The sequence below is a fragment of the Amycolatopsis endophytica genome (genome assembly GCF_013410405.1).
GTDB classification, from domain to species: Bacteria; Actinomycetota; Actinomycetes; order Mycobacteriales; family Pseudonocardiaceae; genus Amycolatopsis_E; species Amycolatopsis_E endophytica.
In genome coordinates this window covers 5,062,975-5,082,446 of the sequence record NZ_JACCFK010000001.1, presented here as the reverse complement: position 1 = coordinate 5,082,446, position 19,472 = coordinate 5,062,975, and the positions used below count along the sequence as shown (strand labels likewise).

Sequence of the window (19,472 nt, the reverse complement as noted above, 5' to 3'; positions counted from 1 at the left end):
ACCCGGCCCCGTGTCACTTCGCGCGCCACTCGTTCGCGTGCTCAGCAACGAATCGCGCGAAGGTGCGGGGCGGTCGGCCGGTCAAGTCGAGCACGGCCGTGCTGACGCGGTCTTCCCGCCCGCGCCGGATCCCGTCCTCGACGGTCGCGAGGGCAGCGGCGAACTCGGCGGGCAGCCCGGCGGCCCGGTAAGCCGCGGCCTGCTCGTCCGACTCGATCCGCCGTACCCGGATCCGGCGGCCCGCCTGGGCGGTGATGGCTGCCGCGGCATCGCCGTAGCTCAGACTTTCGGGCCCGGTGAGCAGGTAGTCGTCGCGTGCGACGCGGACCGCGGGCTCCCCCAGCAAAGCCGCCGCGGCAGCCGCGATGTCCCGGACGTCGATCCACCCCACCTTGCCGTCGCCGGCCGCGGTGCGGATCTCGCCGAGCCGGTTGATGCGTTCCCCCAGCGGATGCGGACGCAAGAAGTTCTGCATGAACCCCGAGGCGCGCAGCACCACCCAACCCGGCTCGGCCCGCACCTGCGCCGCCAGCTCCAGCGCGCTGGGCGCGTTCGGCAGGACGATGGCGGAACCGAGCAGCACGACCCGGCGCACGCCGGCCCGCCGCGCCCGGCGCAGGAAAGGCCCGGCCAGGGGCAAGGGGTCGACGCTGTCCACCGGGGGAACCAGGAAGACGCGATTCACGCCGCGCAGCGCGGCTTCGTGTGTACTCGGGTCCTCCCAATCGAATCGGATCGCGTCGGGATCGACGGCGGAGGGGCGCCGGCTCGCGATCCGCACCGGTACTCCGGCACCGCGAAGCTGTTCGACCAGTGCCGCACCGGTCTTCCCGGTGCCTCCGGTCACGAGCACCCCGGTCACGAGACATCGCCCCGGTCGAGCGAAGCGATCAGCTCGGGCAACCGCCCGGCCGCGCGAGCCGTCGCCAGCGGGCTCCAATAGTCGCGATACACCGTGATCAGATCATCCCGCACGGTCAGCACGACGACGTAATCCAGCCGGTAGCGCTCGCCGGTGCGAACCGCGCGCCCCTCGGCCGTCCACTCGACCACCGCGGTGTCCGTGTCCCCGGTCGGCCACACGGTGAGCGCGGCGACTTCCCGCACATCCAGCAGTTCCGGGTATCCGGCCAGGTAACCGCGGACTTCTTCGCGCCCGGTCAGTCGCCGTGGGGCATCACCGTCGGCGAAGGGGAATTCCGCGGTGCCATCCTCGGCCCAAAGATCCGCGACAGCGTTCATCTCCTTGTTCAGCATCAGGTCGAGCAGCCGCCGAAACACTTTCTCCGGTGCACTGGGCACGTCATCCTCCTCGGGAAATTCCGCTTGCCGGACCAGCGTGCCCAGCCGCCATGCACCCGGGGAACCCACGCGTTAGCCCCGGACTGCCAGTGCGAGGTCAAGCCGGACGCCGCATGGGATGATCTCGGTGTGTCCGGACAAGAGCTCGCCGATTTCCTCCGCCGCCGCCGGGAAAGCCTGCGACCGGAGGCTGCCGGGGGCGCGCAGGGACCGGGACAGCGCGCCCGGCGGACGCCCGGCCTGCGCCGCGAGGAGGTCGCGGCCCGCGCGCAGGTCTCGGTCAGCTACTACGAGCGGCTGGAGCAGGCACGCGCCTCCCGCCCGTCTCCGCAGGTGCTCGACGCGCTCGCGAAAGCCCTCCAGCTCACCGGGGCGGAGCGCGAGCACCTGGCCGGGCTGGCCGGCCAGATCCTGCCCGACGCGCACCGCGAGCACGAGCGAATCCCCGTGGAAGCACAAGCGATCCTCGACCGGCTCGGCACCATTCCGGCTTACATCGTCAACAGCAGGCAGGACATCGTCGCCTGGAACCGCGCAGCGGTGGCCCTGATCACGGATTTCGGCCTGGTGGCGCCCGGCGAGCGCAACGCCGTCCGGCTCGCTCTGCGGCTGGCCGGCACCCTGTGCAACGCCGCGCCGGCAGCGGACGCGACTTTCGCGCGGCAATTCGCCGCGCAACTGCGGACGGCCATCGTGAAACACCCCGCCGACCGTGCGCTGGCCGAGCTGATCAACGAATTCGCCGCCCACGACGCCGATTTCGCCGCCGGCTGGCGTGACCATGACGTGCGCCCCATCCCCGCCGTCCGCAAGCGGGTGAACCACCCGGTTCTGGGAGAACTGGAACTGGATCGGGCCACTCTGCTGTTCCCCGGCGCGGGACACACCCTGGTGATGTACACGGCCGAGCCGGGCAGCTCGAGCGCCGCCGCCCTCGAGCGGCTCTGACGGCTTCGCCACACCTCACGTACTCGACTCCGGCCGGCCAGGCGCGGCACAGGTGAGGCCGGTCAGGTAGTCGTTCAGGGCGAGGGCCGTGACGACCGCGGCCCTTTCGTCGCAGTTCGGCGACGAGCGCGAGCATCTGCTCCTTCTGCCGGGTCCGGGCTCGATAGGTCGCCAACGCGCCGCCATCTCTTCCAGGCCGCGGCGCGGGAACCCGGCCACCACGCCGATCTTCGCCGGGTTCCTGGCCGCGTTCATCACCGCCAGCCTGCTCAAGACCTACGTCCGCGCGGTACGGTCGCGGCGTGCGGGCGTCCGCTACGCGACCGGGCCGGTGAGCAAGGCCCTCGGATCCGGCACTCGCGCAGGAAGCCACACGGAGCTGATCGACCTGCTAGCCCGCCATGGGAGGCGGCTCGAAGGCGGCCCAGTTGTGCAGCTCATAGCCTTCCCCCGATCTGCGCACCTCGGCGGCACCCCGCCCGGGGAAATGCGCCGGTACGACCAATGCACCGGTTTCGGCGGCCTCGCCGAGCAAGCGGGAACGCGTTGCCCGCGCTTCCGCCTGGTTTTCACAGAAGCAGCTGTTGGCCGCCGGCTCGGCCACCTGGACCGGACTGTGCAGGAGATCCCCGACGAAGAACGCCCGGTCCGTGCCGGAATTCAGCTTGAGCACCGACGATCCGGGCGTGTGCCCGGGCGCCGGTGCCAGCGTCAGGTTCCCGTCGACGGCGTAACCGTCCTCCCACAACGTGGCGAGCCCCTGCTCGAGGATCGGCGCGACGCTGTCGGCGAAGACGAGGTGACTGCCCCGGCGGCGCAGGCGGTCGGCGTCGGTGTGCACCGGGGGACGGCGGTGTTCGTTCCCGGGGTCGAAGTAGTCGCGGTCGACGCGCGGAATGAGGTAGCGGGCGTTGGGGAACGTCGGTGCCCACTCGTCGTTGTCCAACCGGGTGTTCCAGCCGACGTGGTCGTAGTGGACATGGGTGTTCACCACCAGGTCGACGTCCTCGGGCTCGACACCGGCACGGCGGAGGTTTTCCAGGAACGGGGTCTGGAGGTGGTCGAACTGCGGGATCTGCGGACGTTCACGGTCGTTTCCCGCACCGGTGTCGACGACGATGGTGCGCCCTTCGCTGCGCAACACCCAGCTCTGGATGGCGCAGTGATACGCGTCGTTGTCCGGGTTGCGGAACTCCGGGGTCAGTGCCGCGCGGCCTTCCGGGGTGCTGTCGGGAACGAAGGCGCTCACCGTCCTGATCGACCCGCTCCACTCCACCACGCGGGTCACCGTCACGTCTCCCAGCCGGATCGTGTCGCCGCTCATGCCCCGACCACCGCCAGCGGGCGAATCGGCGCTCCGGTGGCACCCACCACGTTGAGCGGTGCGCCGATGAAGAGGAATTCCGCGGTGCCGGCGGACGACAGCGTCTCGGACAGGGTTTCCAAAGCCATCACCTCGATCAGATTGATGCCGTGTTCGTGCAGGAGAAGCCGGTGGACCGGCAGCGGAGCGGGTCCAGGGCCGGGTGGGCGGTGTTCAAGGGCGATGGTGTCGGCACCGACGGCGGCGACGCCGTGTCCGGCAAGCCATTCCGCGGCACCGAGGTCGATGCCGGGTACCCCGGAATCGTCACCGACGTAGGACCGCGAGTCGTGCCAGAGCTGTGCCCACCCCGTCCGGATCAGCGCCACGTCACCGGGCTTCGGCTCGGGCCCGGCCGCGAGGTCGGCCACCCCCACGGCCGTGCCCGGGTCCAGCCGCGTGACTTTCCGGCTCCGCGGCACGTCGTACAGCACCCCACGGCAGACGAGGGGCCGCACTTGGTCGATACCGTGACCGCGATAGCGACCCGCGTGCATCGCTTCCGCGACCGGCACACCGCCGTGGAGCTTGCCGTCCACGGCCACATGGCTCACCGCGTCCATGTGGGTACCGACGTGTCCGCCCAGCACCATGATCTCGTGCGAGCCAGTGAACCCGCCCGGATGGGGAAAGTCACCGTGACGGTGGCGCAGCGCGAACTCGAAGGGCGGGTGGGTGGGCGATGCGGGCATCCCGACCTCGAGCGGTTGAGCGAGGTCGACGACCGTGACGCCGTCAGCCAGCATGTCGAGCGGTGTCATGATCTTCAGCTTTCCTCATGCTCTGGGGAGCCGCCCGGCGAAGGGTGGCCAGGTCCGCCCCGCGTCCTTCGGGGAGCGTCAGCACGGTCGCTGCCGACACCAGCAGGAGCAGGACGACGTAACCGGTGAAGAACGCAGGCCCGAACGTCTGTCCGGCCCACGTCTGCAGGTAGGGCGCCGTGCCCCCGAAGACAGCCACCGCCACCGAATACGGCACGGCCAGCCCGGCGGTGCGAATGCGCGTCGGGAACAGCTCCGCGTAGGCCGCCGGCAGGATCGACACCCCGGCTCCGATGAAGACCATCGCGATCGACATCGCGATCCCCAGCTGGACGGCGTCCCCGAGATCGAGCGCCTGGAGCGGGAACAACGTCGCGGCGGTACCCAGGTGACTGATCAGCATCACGGGCCGCCGCCCGATCCGGTCCGAGAGCGCACCCCAGAACGGCAGCACCGCGATGAGCACGAGGCTGGACAGCACCCCCGTCAGCAGGGCGGAACTCGAGTCGAGGTGCCGTGTCGTGATGGCGTAGGCGGGTGCCGCGATGACCCAGGCGTAGTAGACGACGGTCGGTCCGACCGACATGCCGATCACCTGCAGCGCCGCGCGGCGGTGGCGGAGCAGGTCGGGCCAGAACGGCTGCTTCCGCGCCGCACCTCCCTGCTCCTTGACGAAAACCGCGGACTCGGCGAGGGAACGCCGGACCCACAACGCGATCACGCCGAGCACGCCGCCGACGACGAACGGGATCCGCCAGCCGTAAGCGACCATCTCCTCATGCGTCAAGGTCAACGACAGGGCCAGCCCGAGCAGCACGCCGACCGAGTTGCCCCCTACGCTCGCGATGTAGATGAGGCTCGACCACAGACCCCGGCGACGGGTGGGAGCCTGTTCCGCCAGGTACGTCTGCGCCGAGGGGAGTTCGCCACCCGCCGCCAGTCCCTGAAGCACCCGGCAAGCCAGCAGAATCAGCGACGCTCCTACGCCGGCTGTGGCGTAAGTGGGAGCGAAGCCGATGATCAGGCTCGCGGCGGCCATGCCGCCGACCGTGAGACTCATCATCGGACGCCGGCCGACCCGGTCGGACAGCCTGCCCACGAGCAGGCCGCCGAGCGGCCGCGCCACGAAACCCACCGCGAAGACCGCGAGTCCGGCCAGTAGCGCCGATCCCGCCGTGTCACCGGGAAAGAACTGCTCGGCGAAAAAGGGGACGAAGATCGTGTAGATGCCCCAGTCGTACCACTCGATCGCGTGGCCGAGGCAGATGCCGAGCATGGTCCGGCCGGCACGCCGCCGGCCACCTTCGTGCGGGTTCGTGGTCATCGTGAACGCTCCGGAATCTCGGTGGTCGCGGCGGAACGGGGACGGCGCAACGCAAGCTCCGCGAGAAGGGTCGCGCCGAGGGGAAGCACCGCTTCGTCGAACATCGCCCGTCCGCTGTGGTTGAACGGTGCCGTGTCCGGATCGGTCCCGGCGGGCAACGCGCCCACTGCGATGAACGCACCGGGCACCTCGCCCAGGACCCGCGAGAAGTCCTCTGATCCGGTGAACGGATGCTTCAGCCGGCTCAGCAGGCTCCCCCCGAAGACCTCGGAGATCGTCTGCCCGGCGAACGCGGCCTCACCGGGGTCGTTGACCGTGGCCGGACGCTCACGTTCGAATCGGACGTCGACCTCGAGCCCGTGCGCCGCGGCGATGCCCTCGACCAGCCGCCGGGCTTCGGCGCCGACCCGGACCGCGGCCGCGTCGGAGAACGTGCGCAGCGTCGCCTCGAACCGTGCCGTCGGCGGGATGACATTGCGCCGCGTTCCCGCCTCGACGACGCCGACCGTGAGGACGACCGGGTCGAACACGTCCACCCGGCGGGTCACCAGCGCCTGCAACGCCGTGATCATCTCGGCGGTGGCCGGCACCGGGTCCCGGGCCAGGTGCGGTGTGGCGGCATGGCCGCCGCAGCCCGACACGGTGACGTCGAGACGCGAGGAGGAGGCCAGCACCACGCCCGGCCGGAGGTGAAAACCCTGGGGCAGGGTCGAGAAGACGTGCAGGGCGTAGGCGGCGCCGACGCGCTCCCCCGCGGCGTCGAGCACCCCCTCCTCGATCATCGCCCTGGCGCCTTCCCAGCCCTCCTCCCCCGGCTGGAACATCAGGACGACGTCGTTCGCCAGCTCCGCCCGGCGAGTGGCCAGCAGGCGGGCCGCGCCCACCAGCATGGCGGTGTGCAGGTCGTGCCCGCACGCGTGGGCCGCACCCGGCACGGTGGAGGCGAACGCCAGCCCGGTCTCCTCCTGGACCGGCACCGCGTCCATGTCCCCTCGCAGCAGGACCGGGGGCCGGCCGGACAGCGCACCGCTCGCGCGCAGCACGGCCGTGACCGATGTGGTCGCCCGGCCCGTCGAGATCTCCAGCGGCAGGCCGTCGAGGGCGTTGAGCACCGCGTCCCGCGTTCGCGGCAGCTGCAGGCCGAGCTCCGGCTGGGAGTGCAGCAACCGCCGAAGCCGGACGACTTCGTCACGCATGGCGTGCGCGTCGTCGAGCAGACTCATTTCGTCCTCCGAACGTCTGAGAGGAGCGAGTATGCGATCTGCCGCGATACGATCACGTGATTCCGATGGATTCGTGCAACAGAGAGACTGATTCGGTGATTTCCGTGCATCCGATCCTTGACGAGAAGGAGCTGCGGCTGCTCCACGGCCTCCAGGTCGCGCCGCGGATCCCGTGGGCCGAGGCCGCACGCATCCTGGGCACCACCGCGGCCGGCGAAGCGGCCAGGTGGGCCAGGCTGCGGGAGCGCGGACTCGCGTGGATCACCGCCCACCCCGGCGGCAGCTACCGGCGGGTCACGCTCGCACTGGTCGAGGTGGACTGCCTGCCCGGCGCCCGGCGGGCCGTCGTCGACGCCGCGTGCGCGGACCCGCGCGCCGTCACCGTCGAAGAGTCGACACGCGGACGGGACCTCCTCCTGACCGTCATCACCGAGGACCTCGCCGCGCTCACCCGGTACGTGCTCGACGATCTCGAGAGGCTTCCCGGAGTGGCCCGCCAGCGGACCTTCGTCGCGACGGCGGTGCACCGGCACGGCAGCCACTGGCGCCTCGATGCGCTCAGCCCGGTAGAGGAGTCCGCTTTCCGGGCTGCGGCCCGCGAACCGGCGCGCGTCCCGGCGGCACCGCCACGGGACGCGTGGCCGTTGATCGAGGCGCTCGCCGTCGACGGGCGCAGCACGGCGGCGGACCTGGCCCGTTCGACGGACCGGAACCCCGCCACCGTGCGCAGGCAACTCGGCCGGCTGCTCGCCTCGGACCTGCTGTCGTTCCGCTGCGAACTCGCCTCGGAAGTCTCGAGCTGGACGGTGAGCAGCACCTGGACGGCGCACGTCGAGCCCGCCGACCACCGCAGGACCGTGGCAGCGCTCGCCACCTTCCCGGAATTGCGGATGTGCGTGTCGACCACCGGCGACGCCAACCTCGCCATGACCTTCTGGACGCGATCGCCGCACGACATGCTCCGCATCGAGCGGAAGCTGGGCGAGCACCTGCCGTGGCTGCGGACCCGGGACAACGCGATCAACCTCCGCACGCCCAAACGCATGGGCTGGCTGCTGGACGGCGCCGGCCGGGCAACCGAAACGGTGATCCCGCCGACCGCGCTCGCGGCCTACTGAGCGGGCCTCGACGAGCTGTCGATCAGCACCTCCTGCCCGCCACGGGCCTCCTGGGCATGAAGTCGGGCAGGGTGAGGGCCGAATGGGCCGGTCGCGGCTCGGCGGCGGGCATGGCCACGAGCTTGCGCAGCCTGTCGTTGCGCTGGTCCAAAGCCTGGGCGGTGGTCGGGAAGAGCGTGGCGCCGCCTTCGCCGACCAGCCCCTGGTTCACGGCCACGAACTCACGCGTGCCGTCTTCGTAGGCGGCGAACCCGGCGGTGTGGTCTCGGCCCGCCAAGGAACCGGCGAGCATGTACGCGCCGACGAGCGCGAGGCTGGAACCCTGTCCGGTGAGGAACGAGGGCGCGTACGCGGCGTCGCCCGCCAGCGCGACCCTGCCGCTGTGCCAGCGGGGCATGCGGATCTGGCTGACACCGTCGAAGAACACGTCGTCCGCCTCGTGCATGGCGGTCAGCATCGCGGGGACCTCCCATCCCGCGTCGGCGAAGACCGAGGCGACGAGTTCCCGCTGGGCCTCCCGGTTCGCGAACACGTCGAACGGCGGTTCCGGCTGGTCGAAGTTCAGGAAGGCGTGCACCTCCTCGTCCTCCCCCACCGCGTAGAGCGCCGCGGCCCTGCCCGGCGTGTTCCACATGACGGTCTCGTGGGAGAGCCCGAAGGTGTTGCGCATGGGGAACACGGCGAAGCAGTAGCCGAGGTACCGGTGGAACTGCGTTTCGGAGCCGAACACGAGCTCCCTGGTCCGTGAGTGCGTACCGTCCGCGCCGAACACCAGGTCGAAGGTGCGTTGGCCGCCGCCGCGAAAGGTCACGTCGACCCCGTCGCCGGACTGGACCAGGGTGTCGATGGAGTCGTCGAACCGGACCTCCACGTCGTCGCGGACCGCGGAGTAGAGCGCGTCGGTCAGATCCCCGCGCCGCACCTCCAGGTCCCGTCCCTCGACACCGCCGGTGACCGCGTGCGGGTGAACCGAGGCCACCTCAGCGCCGTTCCGGTCGAGAAAGGTCAGCCGTCGCAGGTCGAGGTGCGCGTCCCGCAGTCGTGGCAGGATTCCCATCCTCCGGACGACCTCCAGCGCGGTGCCGCGCACGTCGATGGGATAGCCACCGCTGCGCACCGCGGGCGCCCGCTCCACCACCGTGACCGCGTATCCGTGGCGGGTCAGCCAATACGCGAGCGTGGGACCGGCGATGCCGGCCCCGGAAATCAGGACCCGGCTCTTGGGCGCGGTGCTGGTCATGCCTTGACTCCCTGGTGCATGGTGCGGGTGACGAACAGGGCCAGCGCCGTGACGACGCCGGCGAGGACGAATCCGGTGGTGTACGACGATTCGGCCGCGACGTCCGACCCAGACGGGGTCCCGGCGGCGAGCAGCACGCCACCGAGCATCCCGCCCGAGGCCATGCCGAGCACGCGGGTCACGAGGATCAGGCTGGTGGCGACGCCGGTCTCGGTCGCCGCGAAGGAGGTGGCGATGCTGGTCGTCATCGCGGTGACGACCAGGCCGTTGGCCAGTGCGACCAGTGCCTTGCCGACGACGAGGTACCACGCCTCGGAGTGCACGACCGACATGGCGATCAGGGCGACCGCCATGACGACCACCCCGGCGGTGGCCACGGAACGTGAGCCGGATCGCCGCTCCCAGTTCCCGCCCAGCGGTCCGGCCAGCGTCGCGACCACGGTGCTGGGCAACAGGAAGAGGCCGATCTCGGTGGCATCGGCCCCGAAGCCGTACCCGTCACCGGACGCGCTCCACAGCTGGGTGACGAGGAAGATCGCCATCGAGGTACCGACGCAGATGGTGAACGTCAGCACGCTCGACTTCCACACCATGGGCCGGGCCAGCAGGCGCAGATCGATCATCGGCGAGGCCGCGCGACGCTCGACGGCGATCCAGCCGGCCACGAGCACGGCCAGAAGGACGACGAGGCCGCACAGCAGGAGCGGTTGCGAAGCGAGGTCGGGGGCGAGGTCGAGCACGAGCATGAGCGTGATCAACACCCCGCTCAGCAGGACCAGTCCTGGCCAGTCGACCCTGGCGTCGTCCGACTCCTCCGGTGGGTCCGCCCGCACCAGCCGGCTCACGAGGAGGGTGGCCACGGTGACGGCGATCGTCGGGAGCGCGAACATCCAGTGCCGGGACAGCTGCTCCGCCACGGGCCCGGCCAGCAGCGTGCCCGCCATCCCGCCGCCCACGAACAGTCCGCTGACCACCCCGATGGCCACCTTCGCCTCTCCCGCGGGCAGTTGTTTGCGCACGACGATGAACGACAGGGGCAGCGCGCCCACCATCGCGCCCTGCAGTACCTGACCGGCCAGCAGCACGGGCAGGCCCGGCGCCAGTGCGGACACCATGCCGCCGACGCACACCACGATCATCAGCCGGACCAGGACTCGTTTCCCGCCGTAGCGGTCGCCGAACCGGCCCGCCAACGGCGTCACGAGCGCGCCGGTGATCGGGAGCAGAATGCTGAGCAGTGCCCCCGCGGCCGGCCCCATGTCCAGTTCGCGCTGCAGGAGCGGGAGCGTTGGCTGCACGACCGACTCCAGGGCACCGCTGGCGAGGGCCAGCACGCCGAGAGCCCCGACCGCAGCCTTCCCGGCCCGCACCGGAGGAGCCAGGGTTGTGGTCATGGGAATCCTTTCCGTGGCAGAAGGTGAGTGGGGAATCCACCGGGCTACTCGACGGCGAGCGCCGCCTCGGCCGGTCGGCCGCGGGTGGCCCGCCAGGTGGGCAGGAGCGTGGCTGCGAGCGTCAGCAGAACGGTCAGCGCGGCGATCGACACGGAGATCCACGGGGACCCGGCGGGCAGCACCGACCCGAGGCGCTTGAGGCTGACCGGTACCAGGATCCCGAGCACGGCGACGGTGCCCAGCGCGATGCCGCCGAAGGCCAGGATCGCTGCCTCCACGGCGGCCATCCGCAGCACCTGGCCCCGAGTCGAGCCCGCGAGCCGCTGCAGCCCGAACTCCCGCCGCCTCGCCGTCATGCTCGACACCAGCGTGTTGATCATGGTGATCGCCGCGTACCCCGCGATCATGACCACCATGAGGTAGATCGCGAAGTTGGCGGTCGTCTTCTGGTCGTCGAACTCCCGGAGCAGGACGTCGCGGCCGGTCACCGTCAGACCGTCCTCGGCGGAGGTCGCCGTGGTCAGCTCCGCCGCCAACCGTCCGGGGTCGGTGCCCTCGCCGGCTTTGACCAGGATCCGCGTCGCGTGCGCCTCGGTGGTGTGCGCGGCCAGGGTGTCGGCGGGAAGCAACAGGGTGTCGTACCCGTCCGGGGCGGCGAACAGGGCCGCCACCCGCACGTCGAGGGGGGTGTTGTCGCCCATCCGCAGCGTGATGGTGCCGCCGACGTCGACCCCCAGCGCCTTGGCGTGCTCGTCCGCGATCGCGATCGTGTCGTCGCGCAGGTCGGCCAGCCGGCCCGCGGTGACCTGGACCGGTGTGGTGGCGTCGGCGCCCTCGGCGGTGACGCCCTGGAGGGTCCAGCCCTCGTTCCCCGGCGAGCGGTCAGCCGGCTCCTCGATGAAGCCGACGCTGTCGACGTACTCCGAGGCTCCGGCGACGTCCGGCAGGTCGTTGATCAGGTCCACCAGACCCGGCGGGAAACGGTCCTGAGTGGTCACCACGGCGTCGGCGACGAGGTTGCCGGCGAATGCCCGCCGATCGGCCGCGTCGTTGGTCGTCTGCAGGTACAGCATGCCGGTCGAGACCGCGGTCAGCAGGATCACCGGTCCCAGTACGGCTGCCGTCCGGCCGCCGTGGCCACGCGCGTTGAGCACGGCGAGCTGGCCGGTCACGCCACCCAGCGCGCGCACGGGCCACTGCACGGCGAAGGTCGTGACCTTCGTCAGCACGGGTGCGAGCACGGCGAACCCGATGGCGAGCAGGATCACCGCGGGCGCGGCGGTGGCCGGCGTGAGCGGTCCGCTCACCACGGCGATGGTCACGATGGTCATGGCGATGCCGCCCGCCAGGGAAAGCACCGCCGGCAGCAGGCGCCCGCGGCCGATCGGCCCGGCCTCGGCCGAGACCTCCGCGAGCGCCTGGGCCGGCTTGACGCGTGACGCCCTCCGGCCGGCGCCCACGGCACCGGCCAGGGCCGCGAGGATCGCCATCGCCATGGCGGCCACAGCCGGGATCCAGCCTTGCCGGAACGCCAGGCCGGCCGCGGCGATCCCGCGCTCGGTCAGCCGGTCGAACACGAACTCGCCCAGGAACCGCCCCGGGAAGTAGGCCAGTGCGGTGGCGACGACGGCCAGGAGCAGCGTCTCACGGGAGATCAGCCGACGCAGGTGACGAGGTGTCGCCCCCACGGCTCGCAGCAACGCCAGGTCCCGGCGGCGCTGGGCGACCGAAAGGCCGAGCATGGAGGCCACGCCGAAGACGGACACCAGGATCGCGAAAGCGGTGAAGACGCCGGCCAGGGCCATCACGGTGACGCCGCTCGCCTTCGCCTCACGCAGTTCGGCCTGTCCCCGCTCGTCACCGACCAGGGTGACGGTTCCGCCGGCCAACTCGGCGTCGATTCGCTGCCGGAGCTCGCTGACGGCCACTCCCGGCTCGGCCACCACACCGATCGCATCGACGGTCCCCGGCGGCGGGGCTCCTTCGAAGACGAAGCTCTCGGTCTCCCGCACCCCGGGCAGCGCCGCGATCGTGTCCGCCAGCCCCGCGTCGATGTGGACCCGCTCGGGCAGGATCGGCGGTTCGTCGGGGTCGCCGCCGGAGTCGTGGTACTCCTGGTCGCCGGTGACGACCACGTCGGCCGAGGCCAGCCGCTGCGGCGGCACAGCCGTGCGGATGCCGGTCTCGATCAGGCCGCCACAGGCCATCATGATGGCCGCCGCGAAGAACACGGCGAGAAAAGCCGCCGCGAACAGACCCGCGCGGAACCGCAGGGTGCGCAGTGCGAGCTGCAGCATCAGCGCTGCCCTCCCCGGTTCGCCACCGGCTGCGGGCGGGGACCTTCGTCGGCGAAGGCGCCCAGGCGGGTCATCCGGTCGGCCACGGATTCGGCGGTCGGCGAGTGCAGCTCACCGGCCAGCCGCCCGTCGGCGAGGAACAGGACACGATCGGCGTACGAAGCCGCGACCGGGTCGTGGGTCACCATCACGATCGTCTGACCGTCCGCGCGCGACGAGTGCCGCAGCAAGGTGAGAACGTCCCGCGCGGTTCTGGTGTCCAGTGCGCCGGTCGGCTCGTCGGCGAAGATGACGGCGGGGTCGCTGATCAAGGCCCTGGCGATGGCGACCCGTTGCTGCTGCCCACCGGACAGCTCCGCCGGACGGTGGTTGCTCCGCCGGGCGAGGCCGACCTGGTCGAGGATCCGCGCAACCCGGTCCCGGTCGGGTTTGCGGCCGGCGAGCCGCAGCGGCAGCGTCACGTTCTGCCGCACGGTCAGGACCGGAAGCAGGTTGAACGCCTGGAAGACGAACCCGATCCGGTCCCGCCGCAGCGTGGTCAACTCGGTCTCGGTCATCTCGCTGAGCTCGTGCCCCTCGAGCAGTACCGAACCGGATGTCGGCTGATCGAGTCCGGCCGCGCACTGCAACAGGGTGCTCTTGCCGGAACCCGATGGCCCCATGATCGCCGTGAACGTTCCACGGCCGAACCGCGTCGTCACCTCCTCCAGCGCCACCACCTGGTTGTCGCGCCGCCCATAGAGCTTGCGAACGGCCGTCAGCCGAATCGCGTCGCTGCTGTTTCCGGGGTTCATCGAACTTCTTCCTGCCGCTGTGCCGTCCGAGCCGGTGCCGGACGATTCCGCCACCAACCCTGTCCCGCACCGCGGTGCCACACATCGTGTGCCGAGACCGTCTCCGCCTGGTGCGTACGAACCGGCTCGGCCCGTTTCTGGTGCGAACGCACTACACGCGCGGCCGGCCGTCCACTGCACAAACCATCTAGGCTGATCTTGTGCTGCGGTCGAGGGACATCGATGACGGACGGACGTAGGTCACCCACGCCGCCGATCGAGTCGTGGTGGCGGGACGGAACGGTCGTCGCGGTGGCGTTCGCGCTCTGCCTACTCGGTGGTGCGCTGCGGGTGGACGACACGGTGACACCGCCGCCGTTGACGGCCTACTTCCTCGCAGCGGTGTCGTCCGGGTTGCTCCCGGCGCGGCACCGCGCGCCCGTGGCCACCGTGATCGCCACCACCGTGTGCGGCATGCTCGTCGCGCCGATGGGCCTGCTGTCGACCCCGCTCATGGTGGCCCCCACCGCCATCAGCGCCTACTCGCTGGCCGTTCGCGCCGAACGACGAGCGCTCGCGGCCCTGCTTCCAGCGGCGGCGCTGCTGGTCGCCGTCCCCCCGTTCTTCGAAACGGACTTCTCGTGGGCGGACACCAGCAGGCTGGCGACCGTGGCCGCGACACCACTCGTGGCTGCCGTGTTCGGTCGCTCGACGCGGCACCGGCAGGCCTACCTGACGGTCATGGAGGAGCGGGCACGCCGGGCCGAGGAAAGCCGGGACGAGGAGGCACGCCGGAGAGTGGCCGGGGAACGGCTTCGCATCGCCCGGGAGCTGCACGACCTGGTGGCACACCAGATCACCCTGGCCAACGCGCAGGCCACCGTCGCCGCCCACCTGTTCGCGACCCGCCCGGAGCAGGCTCGCACGAGCCTGGACGAACTGGTCGGGACCACCCGCCACGCCCTCGACGAACTGCGGGCCACGGTCGGCCTGCTGCGCCAGCCCGAAGACACCCCCGACACCTCCGCACTCACCGAGCCGGCGCCCGGGCTGTCGCAGGTCCCCGAGCTGCTGAGCACCTTCCACCGCGCCGGCCTTGCGGTGTCGATGCACGAGGATGGCACGGCCAGACCATTGCCGCCGGGGATCGGCCTCACCGCCTACCGCATCATCCAAGAGGCCCTGACCAACGTGACCAAGCACGCCGCCACCGGTGGCGCCGAGGTACGCCTGGTCTGGGATCGCGACCACGTGACCATCACGGTCACCGACAACGGCGGCGGCGCCCGCAAGGCTCAAGAGCGCCCGCCCGGCTACGGTCTGATCGGGATGAGTGAACGGGCGGCCGCGGCCGGCGGGACCCTCGTCGCCGGTGCGCGTCCCGAAGGGGGTTTCCGCGTCTCCGCCCGCCTGCCTGTTCCCACCGCGGGCAGGACGGCGCGCAGAACTGACGGAGCGACCGATCGCGAGGGCCGATGATCCACGACACACCAGGCGACGGACCGAACACCGGCGAAGCGGCCAGGGGTGACGCTGCGCCGCTCCGGGTCCTCCTCGCCGACGATCAGGCGTTGCTGCGCGGCGCTTTCCGCACTCTCCTCGACAGCGCCGAGGACATCGCCGTGGTCGGCGAGGCGGGCGACGGCAGGGAGGCGGTGGCCCTGGCCCGCAAGCTGCGCCCGGACGTGGTGATCACGGACATCCGGATGCCCGGCACCGACGGCCTCGCCGCCACCGCGGAAATCTGCGCCGATCCGGATCTGCGTGCCACCCGTGTCCTGATCCTTACCACCTACGAGACCGACGAGTACATCGCCCAAGCCCTGCGCGCCGGGGCCAGCGGCTTCATCGGCAAGGGGATCGAGGCGCAAGGACTGCTCGACGCCGTGCGCACGATCGCCAACGGTGACACCCTCCTGTCCCCGGCGGCGACCCGGTCCCTGGTGGCACGTTTCCTCGCCACCCCGGCCGACTCGCCACCACGCCATCCCGAACGACTCGCCGCACTCACCCCGCGCGAACGCGAGATGGTCGCTCTCGTCGCGACCGGCCTTTCCAATGTAGAGATCGCCGACCGGATGTACCTCAGCCCGTTCACCGTCCGCGCCCACGTGCAGCGCGCCATGTCCAAACTGGACGCACGCGATCGCGCGCAACTCGTTGTCATCGCCTACCAGACCGGTCTGGTGGCCGGAACAGAATCTCCCTCCTGACCGATCGTCGGGCTCGGCGGGTGTCCAACGGGAAGGCCGTACCGCTCCGGCTGCGTGTCGGCTACTGCCGCCTGGCCCACACCGAAGCTCTGCCCGACGAGAATGCCCGCACCAGATCGGGGTTCGCCCCAACGCGGCAGACCGAATCCGCCGGTCGCCGGGAAAGTCGGTGGCTCCAGGTCTGCCAGGCGCACGGCCTGTCCGGCGGTCGCCACCTCGGGCCGGACGACGACGCAGACGGCACTGCGTGCCCGCTCACGCGGTAGGTGACGGCCCCGAAAGTACCCCCTCGGGTAACGCGATCGCGCCGTCGCGCTGACTAATGTCCAGAAATGAGCATCGAGAGCACGAGCATCGATACCGCTCCGGCCGAACGCGTGGTTCGCGGAGTGGCACTGACGCAGTTCACGGCGCCCGGGACCGAGCGGAAGCCGAGTCCGATGGTGATGGTGCACGGTGGCTGCCACGGTGCATGGCAGTGGGCGAACCTGCAGGGCTGGTTCGCCGGACGGGGCTGGGACTCGGTCGCGTTCGACTGGTTCTCGCACGGGAAGTCGCGGACGCTGCCGCCCCACGAGTGGGTGCGGCGCGAGATCATCTCGGTGCGGGAAGAAATCGACATCGCGTGTGACGAGGCCGGCGCGAGGCCCGTCCTGATGGGGCACAGCATGGGCGGGCTGGCCTCGCTGAACTACGCGGCGACGACCCAGCGCGACCTCGCGGCGGTGGTGCTCCTGGCCCCGGTGGTCCCTCGGCAATACGCCCTGAATCCGATCGAGATCGAAGTGGATCCGGAGCGGCCGTGGAACCCCCCGGATCCGGAAACCGCCCGGATGCTGTTCTACTCAGGCGTCGACGACGAGACAGCGGCGGCGCTGTACCCGAAACTGCAGGCGGAATCGCCGGCCGCGGTGTGGCAGGCGACAAGGTGGACAGCCGAAGTAAACGTCGCCACCGTGCGAGCGCCGGTGTTGGTGGTGGCCGCCGAGAACGACGTGCTGACGCCTGCGGAGTACGTGCTCGCGTTGGCTGAAGGTCTCGGCGCGGAACACATCCTGCTCCCCGGCGTGGGCCACGGTGTCACCCTGGATCCCGGGTGGCCGCAGCTGGCTGAGCGCATCGATGCTTGGCTGAGCAGCGTGCTGTGACCAAGACGGTGCAGGGCGGCCGTTCCGTGCTCACGTAGGAGCGGCCCGTCCGGATCGTGCGGTCAACTGCCGGTGGCGCCCGATCCACCCGCGGCCCAGATGCGCTGCATGAGTTCGGCTCGATTGCGCACGTCCGTCTTGGCGAACACGCGCTTCAAGTGCTGCTTCACGGTGTTCTCGCTGACAAAGGCGCGCTCGGCGATCTGCTTGTTCGTCAGCCCCTGGCTCACCAGCTCTGCGATCTCCTGCTCTCGCTTGGACAGCACATCCCAGGCCGGAAGCCGGGCGGCCTCCCCCGATGTCTGGTCGAGCAGCATGGTCAGGGCCGCGTCGTCGCGGCCGGGCAGGCGGAACGACTTGACGACCACCCGGCGCCTCGTCTGGTGCTCGACGGCCGTGCGGGTGCAGACGCGCTTGCTCGTGACGCGGAACTGTTCCATGGCGGTCACGATGCTGTCCTCGATGAGCGCGGTGGTCGACGCATTGTGCGCGGCGGATCGGGCTGTCCGGTTGCGGAACAGCACGTGCGCGTCGAGGTCTGTCACGACCAGCGCCTGTGGCACGTGGTCGAGGACATGCTCGAGCCGGGTGGCTCGCCGGTCCGTTTGCTCGTAACGCAGCGCCCGTTCGAGGGCGAGGCCGAGGTGCTCGCCGGCCAGCCAGGCGGCTGTGATGTCGGCTTCACTGAACGCCGGCTGACCCTGCGGCCGCGCGAAGTTCATGGTGCCGTAGAGGGCACCCGACACGATCACCGGCGCCTCGAGCGAGTGGTAGTAGCCGCCGACGTCGAGGGCCGTCCGAGCGCCGCAGCCCTCCCATACCTGGCGCGAGACGACGCGTGAGGAGTCGACCGGCCGGTTCTGCCGCAGCACGAACTCGAGCACGGGGTCATCCTGACGGCCGTAGGTCTCGTAGTCGGCGAGAAAATCGCTGTCCACCTGGGCTTTGAAGTCGATCATGTCGCCGGAGGTGGCGTCGATCTGGTACAGGCCGAGGCCGGGTGCCGCGATGACCGTGCTCGCGACGTTGAAGAAGGCGTCTTCGACATCACCGATCGTGAGCGCCGACTGCAAGGCGACGGCGAATCGATGTCCGCCGTCAGCCGACGGCGCGTTCTTCGGGGATACCGGCGCCATCGGCCTCATCTCCTCTCGGCAGGCCGACGGTGGCCTGGTGAAGTGGCTCACGCCTCGTGAAGGCTACCCGAAGAGGCCGCGGAAGTCAGGCCAGCGGACGTGAAATGCCTAGTTTTGTCGGACGATTTCACCTGCGTAACACTGGCACTACGCAGCATCATCGGAGTCGATGGCGCCGGCGTGTTGCCGTCATGGACATCATCGTCATACAATTTGCGGCGGAAGTTCCCGCGAGGCTCGTGGCCGCGTGCCCGGTGAGGATCACGCTGAATGCTCCACAGGACGGTGAAACGGTGACCGGACAGCGCTCGACCCGTGAGCGGCTGACCGACGAGGTGCGTGCGGCCATCACCGGCGGCCGGCTGCAGCCCGGCGCGCGGCTCAACGAACGCGAACTGTGCGAGCGCCACGGCGTCTCGCGCACGGCTTTGCGTGAGACGCTCCGCAAGCTGGAGGGCGAGGGCCTGGTGGCGGTCGAACCGAACCGCGGCGCGTTCGTCGCGCGGATCACCTACCAGGACGCTGAGGCGCTGTTCGAATTGCGCGGCGCACTGGAAGCGTTGGCGTGCAGTCTGTTCGCGCGTCGCGGCACACCGGAACAGAAGCGCGCGCTCGTCGAAAGCCTTCATCTCACCGCGGCGACCATGCGCGCGGGTGGGATCGACGAGACCCTCGCCGCGAAGGACCGGTTCTACGGCGCACTCCTCGACGGTGCCGGAAACCCCGAACTCACCTCGTCGCTGCGCCGGCTGCATGCCCGCATCCAGCTCCTGCGCCGGCACTCGCTGGCAGTGCCGGGCCGGACCGAACAGAGCATTCGGGAACTCGAAGCGATGTGCGAGGCCATCGTGGCCGGCGATGCCGAAGGTGCTCGGCTCGCCGGAAGCCGCCATGTGGCCCAAGCCGGCTTTGCCGCCTTGCCGAGGATCTTTGCCGAGGAAGCATCCACCGCCGGCCCCGGTCCCGCCGGAGAGGACTTCCTTCGTGTCCGAACAGGACCCGGTACCTGTTGACGAAGCACTCGAGTACGTCAACGACCCGGCCCGCGGCCAGGTGCTGCCCTACCCCGATCTGATGGCCGAGACGGACCTCGAGGAGGCCATCGAGATGGCCGCGCCCGGCACCCGCGCAACGTCCACAGTAGACTGAAAGTGCCATCCGGCGGCGTCTGATTACACCCGAACGGGGACGGTGCCGGGCGAAAATTCTCCCTAGCGTCATTCCCATCACCA

Annotated in this window: 18 protein-coding genes; 7 read left to right on the top strand and 11 right to left on the bottom strand. The window is 70.5% G+C overall.

What is annotated here, in order from left to right; translation table 11 throughout:
• Positions 1-13 precede the first annotated feature (13 nt).
• On the bottom strand, positions 14-862 hold the full coding sequence (locus tag HNR02_RS25010; protein WP_179775549.1) for an NAD(P)H-binding protein: 849 nt from the start codon (positions 860-862) through the stop codon (positions 14-16).
• A complete protein-coding gene (locus HNR02_RS25005) occupies positions 859-1,302 on the bottom strand; it encodes a nuclear transport factor 2 family protein (RefSeq protein WP_179775548.1) in 444 nt (147 codons plus the stop codon). Before HNR02_RS25005 ends, HNR02_RS25010 begins: the two co-directional genes overlap by 4 nt.
• 24 nt (positions 1,303-1,326) lie before the next feature.
• Here HNR02_RS25005 and HNR02_RS25000 point away from each other — a divergent pair, with 24 nt between their 5' ends.
• Positions 1,327-2,250 carry a helix-turn-helix transcriptional regulator gene (locus HNR02_RS25000; RefSeq protein ID WP_218903085.1) on the top strand — a complete coding sequence of 308 codons (924 nt, stop codon included), beginning with the start codon at positions 1,327-1,329 and terminating at the stop codon, positions 2,248-2,250.
• Positions 2,251-2,641: 391 nt separating this feature from the next.
• Here the strand turns inward: HNR02_RS25000 and HNR02_RS24995 are convergent, their stop codons facing one another.
• From HNR02_RS24995 to HNR02_RS24980, 4 genes are read right to left on the bottom strand one after another with little or no spacing between them, the layout of a single operon-like run.
• Positions 2,642-3,574, bottom strand: coding sequence for an MBL fold metallo-hydrolase (locus tag HNR02_RS24995; RefSeq protein WP_179775547.1), 933 nt, complete (start codon positions 3,572-3,574; stop codon positions 2,642-2,644).
• The gene (locus HNR02_RS24990; RefSeq protein ID WP_218903083.1) at positions 3,571-4,374 is read right to left on the bottom strand and encodes a cyclase family protein; all 804 of its coding nucleotides are present in this window, start codon (positions 4,372-4,374) and stop codon (positions 3,571-3,573) included. Before HNR02_RS24990 ends, HNR02_RS24995 begins: the two co-directional genes overlap by 4 nt.
• On the bottom strand, positions 4,349-5,698 hold the full coding sequence (locus HNR02_RS24985; RefSeq protein ID WP_179775546.1) for an MFS transporter: 1,350 nt from the start codon (positions 5,696-5,698) through the stop codon (positions 4,349-4,351). Before HNR02_RS24985 ends, HNR02_RS24990 begins: the two co-directional genes overlap by 26 nt.
• Complete coding sequence (locus tag HNR02_RS24980; RefSeq protein WP_179775545.1) at positions 5,695-6,921, bottom strand: M20 metallopeptidase family protein; 1,227 nt, start codon at positions 6,919-6,921, stop codon at positions 5,695-5,697. The genes HNR02_RS24985 and HNR02_RS24980 overlap by 4 nt, the downstream gene beginning before the upstream one ends.
• A 104-nt stretch (positions 6,922-7,025) precedes the next feature.
• Here HNR02_RS24980 and HNR02_RS24975 point away from each other — a divergent pair, with 104 nt between their 5' ends.
• Complete coding sequence (locus HNR02_RS24975) at positions 7,026-8,039, top strand: Lrp/AsnC family transcriptional regulator (protein ID WP_179775544.1); 1,014 nt, start codon at positions 7,026-7,028, stop codon at positions 8,037-8,039.
• A gap of 22 nt (positions 8,040-8,061) precedes the next feature.
• Here HNR02_RS24975 and HNR02_RS24970 read toward each other — a convergent pair whose 3' ends face one another.
• From HNR02_RS24970 to HNR02_RS24955, 4 genes are read right to left on the bottom strand one after another with little or no spacing between them, the layout of a single operon-like run.
• Positions 8,062-9,279, bottom strand: coding sequence for an FAD-dependent monooxygenase (locus tag HNR02_RS24970; RefSeq protein WP_179775543.1), 1,218 nt, complete (start codon positions 9,277-9,279; stop codon positions 8,062-8,064).
• Positions 9,276-10,673 carry an MFS transporter gene (locus tag HNR02_RS24965; protein WP_179775542.1) on the bottom strand — a complete coding sequence of 466 codons (1,398 nt, stop codon included), beginning with the start codon at positions 10,671-10,673 and terminating at the stop codon, positions 9,276-9,278. Before HNR02_RS24965 ends, HNR02_RS24970 begins: the two co-directional genes overlap by 4 nt.
• Before the next feature lie 44 nt (positions 10,674-10,717).
• Complete coding sequence (locus tag HNR02_RS24960) at positions 10,718-12,970, bottom strand: FtsX-like permease family protein (protein ID WP_179775541.1); 2,253 nt, start codon at positions 12,968-12,970, stop codon at positions 10,718-10,720.
• Complete coding sequence (locus HNR02_RS24955; protein ID WP_179775540.1) at positions 12,970-13,764, bottom strand: ABC transporter ATP-binding protein; 795 nt, start codon at positions 13,762-13,764, stop codon at positions 12,970-12,972. The genes HNR02_RS24960 and HNR02_RS24955 overlap by 1 nt, the downstream gene beginning before the upstream one ends.
• Before the next feature lie 222 nt (positions 13,765-13,986).
• Here HNR02_RS24955 and HNR02_RS24950 point away from each other — a divergent pair, with 222 nt between their 5' ends.
• The 3 genes from HNR02_RS24950 to HNR02_RS24940 all read left to right on the top strand — a co-directional run bounded on the left by HNR02_RS24950 (position 13,987) and on the right by HNR02_RS24940 (position 17,104).
• On the top strand, positions 13,987-15,222 hold the full coding sequence (locus tag HNR02_RS24950; protein ID WP_179775539.1) for a sensor histidine kinase: 1,236 nt from the start codon (positions 13,987-13,989) through the stop codon (positions 15,220-15,222).
• Positions 15,219-15,956 carry a response regulator transcription factor gene (locus HNR02_RS24945; protein ID WP_246338632.1) on the top strand — a complete coding sequence of 246 codons (738 nt, stop codon included), beginning with the start codon at positions 15,219-15,221 and terminating at the stop codon, positions 15,954-15,956. Before HNR02_RS24950 ends, HNR02_RS24945 begins: the two co-directional genes overlap by 4 nt.
• Before the next feature lie 440 nt (positions 15,957-16,396).
• Entirely contained in the window at positions 16,397-17,104 is a 708-nt protein-coding gene (locus HNR02_RS24940; RefSeq protein ID WP_179775538.1) for an alpha/beta hydrolase, read from the top strand.
• Between the two features lie 62 nt (positions 17,105-17,166).
• Here HNR02_RS24940 and HNR02_RS24935 read toward each other — a convergent pair whose 3' ends face one another.
• Positions 17,167-18,240, bottom strand: a complete 1,074-nt coding sequence (locus tag HNR02_RS24935) for a LuxR C-terminal-related transcriptional regulator (protein WP_179775537.1) — start codon at positions 18,238-18,240, stop codon at positions 17,167-17,169.
• A gap of 191 nt (positions 18,241-18,431) precedes the next feature.
• On the opposite strand from HNR02_RS24935, the gene HNR02_RS24930 reads away from it, so the two are divergent.
• Both HNR02_RS24930 and HNR02_RS24925 read left to right on the top strand, forming a co-directional pair.
• Positions 18,432-19,253: a GntR family transcriptional regulator gene (locus HNR02_RS24930; protein ID WP_179775536.1), complete on the top strand. Its 822-nt coding sequence runs from the start codon at positions 18,432-18,434 to the stop codon at positions 19,251-19,253.
• Positions 19,225-19,389 (top strand): hypothetical protein, encoded by a 165-nt coding sequence (locus HNR02_RS24925; protein ID WP_179775535.1) that lies wholly within the window; start codon positions 19,225-19,227, stop codon positions 19,387-19,389. The genes HNR02_RS24930 and HNR02_RS24925 overlap by 29 nt, the downstream gene beginning before the upstream one ends.
• Positions 19,390-19,472: the final 83 nt, after the last annotated feature.

Excerpts from the sequence above, each read along its gene's own strand:
- HNR02_RS24965 (WP_179775542.1), bottom strand. The coding sequence starts at position 10,673 with ATGACCACAACCCTGGCTCCTCCGGTGCGGGCCGGGAAGGCTGCGGTC.
- HNR02_RS24970 (WP_179775543.1), bottom strand. The coding sequence starts at position 9,279 with ATGACCAGCACCGCGCCCAAGAGCCGGGTCCTGATTTCCGGGGCCGGC.
- HNR02_RS24935 (WP_179775537.1), bottom strand. The coding sequence starts at position 18,240 with ATGGCGCCGGTATCCCCGAAGAACGCGCCGTCGGCTGACGGCGGACAT.
- HNR02_RS24980 (WP_179775545.1), bottom strand. The coding sequence starts at position 6,921 with ATGAGTCTGCTCGACGACGCGCACGCCATGCGTGACGAAGTCGTCCGG.
- HNR02_RS24955 (WP_179775540.1), bottom strand. The coding sequence starts at position 13,764 with ATGAACCCCGGAAACAGCAGCGACGCGATTCGGCTGACGGCCGTTCGC.
- HNR02_RS24950 (WP_179775539.1), top strand. The coding sequence starts at position 13,987 with ATGACGGACGGACGTAGGTCACCCACGCCGCCGATCGAGTCGTGGTGG.
- HNR02_RS24985 (WP_179775546.1), bottom strand. The coding sequence starts at position 5,698 with ATGACCACGAACCCGCACGAAGGTGGCCGGCGGCGTGCCGGCCGGACC.
- HNR02_RS24930 (WP_179775536.1), top strand. The coding sequence starts at position 18,432 with ATGGACATCATCGTCATACAATTTGCGGCGGAAGTTCCCGCGAGGCTC.
- HNR02_RS24960 (WP_179775541.1), bottom strand. The coding sequence starts at position 12,970 with ATGCTGCAGCTCGCACTGCGCACCCTGCGGTTCCGCGCGGGTCTGTTC.
- HNR02_RS24945 (WP_246338632.1), top strand. The coding sequence starts at position 15,219 with ATGATCCACGACACACCAGGCGACGGACCGAACACCGGCGAAGCGGCC.
- HNR02_RS24995 (WP_179775547.1), bottom strand. The coding sequence starts at position 3,574 with ATGAGCGGCGACACGATCCGGCTGGGAGACGTGACGGTGACCCGCGTG.
- HNR02_RS24990 (WP_218903083.1), bottom strand. The coding sequence starts at position 4,374 with ATGACACCGCTCGACATGCTGGCTGACGGCGTCACGGTCGTCGACCTC.
- HNR02_RS24940 (WP_179775538.1), top strand. The coding sequence starts at position 16,397 with ATGGTGATGGTGCACGGTGGCTGCCACGGTGCATGGCAGTGGGCGAAC.